This is a genomic window from Spirulina sp. CS-785/01 (assembly GCF_028330525.1).
In the GTDB taxonomy this organism is placed as follows: Bacteria; Cyanobacteriota; Cyanobacteriia; order Cyanobacteriales; family Spirulinaceae; genus JAQMSD01.
In genome coordinates this window covers 1-5,507 of record NZ_JAQMSD010000018.1, presented here as the reverse complement: position 1 = coordinate 5,507, position 5,507 = coordinate 1, and the positions used below count along the sequence as shown (strand labels likewise).

The following is a 5,507-nucleotide window of genomic DNA, read 5'->3' as shown; positions in this document are numbered from 1 at the left end:
CCCTACGGAAACTTGTTCATTGTTACTTGATTGGGATTTCGGTGCGTTACGGCACTAATGCCATTGATTCTCGTTATTTAATCTTTAAACACGCGCCTAACGCACCCTACGGAAACTTGTTCATTGTTAATTGTTAATTGACTACCGGACTTGTTTCAAACTTTCTACTTGATCGGTAAATAACTCAATAAAGAGACTGATTACCTTACGGTTTTCACGGACTTTAATATTCACTGTCACCGACATTCCCGACTGGAGGGGAATGCGTTGGCCTCCTTTGGGGACTAAGGCTTGTTGATCTAAAGTCACTTTAGCGGGGAAACGATAAACTTGGTTATTTTCATCGGGGGGGAGGGCATCGGACCCAATGGATTTTACAGTCCCATCAATATCTCCAAATTCACTAAAGGGGAAGGTGTCAATACGCACATCTGCATCCATTCCTTCTTGGACAAACCCAATATCTTTGTTGGTGATAAAGACTTCGGCCACTAATTGATCTTGGGGGACAATATCGAGGAGTTTTTCGCTGGGGTTGGCGACAAAGCCATTATAGGCTTGCAGATCAAAGACTTTTCCGGCCACTTTGGCCCGGACTTCTTGATATTGGAGACGTTGTTGCAGTTGACTGATACGACTGTTCAATTCTTTGATGCGTTTCTCGTTTTCGACGAGGATGTTTAAAATGGCTTGGACTAATTGACTGTCAATGTCTGCGATGCGTTGTTCATTTCGCGCGATCGCTTCTTGAATTTCTTTTTGGGTGGTGGCCGTAGTATTAACTAATTCTTGCCCTCCTTGGGACATTTCCAACTGGAGACGACGTTGTTCTTCTTGTAAGCGGGCAATTTCGGCCTGTCGGGTTTCGATCTGTTGTTGTTGTTCGCGGATTTCAATGCGGGCATTATCTTCTAATTCCCTTAATTGGGCGATGCGATCGCTGACAGTTTGTTGTTGTTTCTGATACTGATAATTAGGAATCGCCCCTTCTTTAGCTAAGGGAGTCATATCATTCAAAATATTTTGTTCAATCCGCAGGGATTCTCTCGCTTGTTGGATGGAATTCCGGGCCCGTTGTTGGAGATTACTTAAAATTTGTTTATCGGTTTCTAAATTATTCCGCGTATCAATCAGTTGGACTTTATTTTGTTGCAGTTCCTGTTTAGTTTGACTAATGGCTAATTTTGCCGTATTTTCCCGTGAGTCAGATTCCACTTCGGCAGTCCGTAAGCGGGCTTGTTGTTGGGGAGTTAATCCCTGTTGATTGCCTCCTAGTTGGGCAAGATAAAAGCGATTTTCGGCTTTTAATTCCTCCCGGTTTTTGGTTAACATAACCACACTGGGGGGTAAGTCTAGGGAGGCAATGGCTTTGCGAATTTCGGCGGTGTTTCCTGATTCAATTAAGCCCCGATAAAATTGATTTTCTTGTTGGAGAGACTCTTTCACCGCTAAAGCAGATTGTAGATCGGCCCGTTCGGAAGTGGTGTCAAAGCGCATTAATAAATCCCCAGGGGCTACCGTATCCCCATCTTCAACGTAAACGGTATCAACTACCCCATCTACGGGGGCCTGGACGCTTTTCACGGTATCTTGGGGTTTCAGTTGTCCGGTGGCAGGAACAACTTGTTCAATTTCGGCAACAAAGGCATATCCCACCGCAGAACAAACAATGACAAAAATGGTCCAAAAAATAAACCGTGACCAAAAGGGAGACTGTCGCAAGACGACGGGTTGTTCAAAGGGAGTAACGGGGTTTACGGCCAAGGACTGACTGCGATGTTGGTCGTCTTCTGGGGTGGCTAAAGCGGTATTGCCGGACTGCTTTTGTAAGGCTGAGTCAGACTGCTTTTTTAAGGGGAGTTGATGGTCACTCAGTCGTTTTTTCCGTCTAAACATTTTGGGTAATGGATAATGGGTAATTAGTTCAAAGCCTTAATGATTCGCACATCAACTATCAACTACTAAGCGCGTAATTCTTGTTGTTTATATAAGGCATAATATCGGCCTTGTAAGGCCATCAATTCTTCGTGAGAGCCTTGTTCGACGGCAGCCCCTGCGTCCATCATAATGATGATATCGGAGTTTTTAATGGTGGCGAGGCGGTGGGTGATGAAGAAGACTGTGCGATCGCCGAATTCGCCGTGCAAATTAGCACAAACTTGCTGTTCTGTCAAGTAATCTAATGCGCTGGTGGCTTCGTCCAAAACCAGCAGGGCGGGCCGTTGTAGGATAGTTCGTGCAATGGCAATTCGTTGTCGTTGTCCCCCGGATAGGGAGGCCCCCCGTTCCCCCACTCGTGTATTATACCCGCTGGGCAGTTCCATAATAAACTCGTGGGCTGCCGCAATTTTAGCGGCCTCAATGACCTCCTCACTGGAGGCTTCTGGGTTGTTCATGGCGATATTTTCCTGCACCGTCCCCTCAAATAACAAGGGGTCTTGGGGGACGACCCCAATTTGTCGCCGTAGGGAGTATAATTCCACCTTGGAGACATCATAGCCATCAATCAAAATACGTCCCGACTCCACATCATACAGTCGCACTAATAACTTGGTGAGGGTACTTTTCCCGGCCCCACTTTTCCCGACAATACCCACAAAATTCCCCGCCGGAATTTCTGCATTAACATTCACCAGTTGTAGGGGCCCGTTGGGTTTAAAGCGAAAGGACACATTCTCATATTTTACCCCTCCTTCAATGGGAGGCATAGGAATATTGCCGACATCTTCTTCGGCCTCTTGGGGGGTGTCAATAATATCCCCAAGTCGTTCTAAAGATAAGGCCACTTCTTGGAAGTTTTGCCAGAGTTGGGCGAGTCGGAGGAGGGGACTGGTGACGTAACTGGCGATAATACGGAAGGCAATTAATTGTCCTAATGTTAATTCTCCTTGGAGGACTAAATAGGCCCCTCCCCAGAGGACTAATAACCCGGATAATTTATTTAAAAAATTACTACTCGAATTGGCTAAAGTTGAAGTTTGTACGGTTTTAAACCCGGAGGAAACATAGCGGGAATAAAGGTCTTGCCAACGCCAACGGGACCGGAGTTCAATATTCTGGGCTTTAACGGTCTGAATGCCTGACATTACCTCAACGAGGTGGGATTGAGTTTGGGCATTTTGTTCGGCTTTTCTCCGTAGTTGCCGACGAATTAGGGGGGAGAAAAAGGCCGTCGTAATGAGGAACACTGGAATGGTGGCTAATGCTAAGAGCGTTAGTCGCCAACTATAAATCAGCATCACCGCAATATAGACCACCGAAAATATCGAGTCTAGCACAACGGTTAGGGCAGTTCCAGTTAAAAAAGAGCGAATATTTTCTAACTCATTCACCCGACTGGAAAGTTCCCCTACAGGTCGTCGGTCAAAGTACCGCAACGGTAAGCGAAGTAAGTGGTCAATAATTTCTGACCCCAACTTCATATCAATGCGGTTGGTGGTATCAACAAATAGATACGTCCTCGCGGTACTTAAAATGGCTTCAAAGATGGCGACGGCAACGAGGAAAACGCCCAAAATTCCCAAGGTGTCGGCACTATTTTGGACAATAACTTTATCAATGATGATTTGAATAATTAAGGGGTTGGCCAGTCCAAAGAGTTGAACGAGGAAAGAGGCGATAAAAACTTCAACGAGAATCCATTTATATTGTAATAAGGCGGGAATAAACCAACTGAGGCCAAAACGTTCTTGGGGGGTTTCTTTGGTGGGTTGGACGAGGAGGACTTGGCCGACTTTTTCCCAGGTATCGAGGAAGTCTGCGGGTTTCCGTCGCAAGATACCCACTTCGGGGACGGCAATGACTAGCTGGCGATCGCTAATTTCGTATAAAATGGCGTAACTCTCCTGCCACCGTAGCAGGACGGGAGGTTGTAAGCGGGTTAAAGTGCGGGCGGGAATACTGACAATTTGTGAGTTGAGGCCAATTAACTCCGTCACTGCCCCAATATGGTACAGCGACAAGGACCCTTGCCGTTGTAGCTGGTCGTTGAGGACTCGCCGCACCACTTCCCGACGGAAGGGGGCTTTATAATACTGACTGAGCATTTGTAAACAGGCGACAATCCCCTCTACTCCTCCACCAGCGCGAATGTAGGGATATTGCGGTTGTTTACTGGGTTTTTGGGGAGGTTGATGGGAGGGGAGGTTGTCTGCGGCTGCAATGGGTTGGGATGCGTAGGGGATGGCCTCATCGTCGTCTGGTGCGTCGGCAAAGCCAGAGGAGGGGGGCTGAGGGGTTTCTGTGGGGGTTTCTGGGGGTGGGACGGGGGTGATATTTAAGGCTTCTTGACGCACTCCCACTAACCGTACTGGGAAGTTGCCTTTGACTTGTAATTGTTGTTGGGTGTCGGGCAATTCTAGGATATTTCCGGCGGTTAGTCCTTCGAGACTCCCTCCCCCACTGACAAACCATATCCATCCCGGTTGTTGGAGGGGTTGAGTCAGGTTGTCTCCCAACGGGTGACGACCGGGGGGGAGAATACAGAGTCTGGATTGGTCTTGGGCTTGTTTGGTGAGGGTTTTCAGGTCGGTGATGCTTTGGACTTGTAAGAAGTCCTGTTGACTGAGGATGTCGAATAGTTCGGCTAAGGTGACGTTTTGTTGGAAATATTGGGCAAAGCGGGGATGGTCTTGGATGAGGGAGAGAAAGAGGTTGGCATCGAGGGTGAGGCAGATGGTTTCGGTGGAGGCAATGGCGGTTTCACAGGCGACTCCCCGTAGGACTCCTACCCACCCTAAGATTGACCCGGACTCGGCCAGTTCTAAGGTCATGGGCATTTGGGTGGCTGCATCGTAGCCTAACACCCGCACGTTCCCTTCCCAGAGAATGGCGATTTGTTGGGGGAGACGGTCTTTGAGTAATATTGTCTGTCCCATGCGATACCGGAGGGGTTTGAGGTTTTTCACGACCGTTGCGATCGCATCACTAGGTAAGGCGTTAAAGGGAATCTGTTTCTCTAGGAAAACGCGAAGGTCGGGTGTGGTATAGCTCATTGAGCAGCAACAGACGTTGGGGTCGATTTTTAAGAATACAGCAACATTTTACAGTGGCTTCTCCAGAATAGATAATGAATCCTAGGTGGTTGGGGGGTTGATAGTTGATAGTTGATAGTTGGTCGTTGGTCGTTGGTCGTTGAACCACAAAGACACAAAGGACACAAAGGAAAGAGGAAGGGAGTATTGGGACTTCGTTGGGAGTCGGCCTTTGAGGGCTTATTTTACTGGCTTGACCAAAAATACTGGGTTTCAAGCCCCGTCATGCCAACGAAGTGGAGGACGGCTTTTTATTGCCATATTGAATTTAATCTGCTCTAGTGTTGATACCAGCATACTTAGTGTCAAATGTTTGTCTTAGAGTACAAGGTCAAACCTAAGCCACAACAAATATCAGCCATCGAAGAAGCAATTCGGACAAGTAAGTTTGTTTGTGCGAAATAAAGTTCTTCGTTTTTGGATGGATAATCGAGGTGTAGGCAAAACTGAACTCTTTAGATACAACACAGCATT

2 protein-coding genes and 1 pseudogene are annotated in these 5,507 nt (G+C 47.2%); 1 reads left to right on the top strand and 2 read right to left on the bottom strand.

The genetic code is table 11. From position 1 onward, the window contains the following. Window positions 1–141 precede the first annotated feature (141 nt). Together PN462_RS00635 and PN462_RS00630 are read right to left on the bottom strand one after the other, a co-directional pair. Window positions 142–1,896 (bottom strand): HlyD family efflux transporter periplasmic adaptor subunit, encoded by a 1,755-nt coding sequence (locus PN462_RS00635; RefSeq protein WP_272125884.1) that lies wholly within the window; start codon window positions 1,894–1,896, stop codon window positions 142–144. Window positions 1,897–1,961: 65 nt separating this feature from the next. Next, window positions 1,962–4,994 carry a peptidase domain-containing ABC transporter gene (locus PN462_RS00630; protein WP_272125883.1) on the bottom strand — a complete coding sequence of 1,011 codons (3,033 nt, stop codon included), beginning with the start codon at window positions 4,992–4,994 and terminating at the stop codon, window positions 1,962–1,964. Window positions 4,995–5,342: 348 nt separating this feature from the next. Between PN462_RS00630 and PN462_RS23320 the strand changes: the two are divergent. After that, window positions 5,343–5,507: pseudogene (locus PN462_RS23320) on the top strand (RNA-guided endonuclease TnpB family protein); the annotation flags it as partial.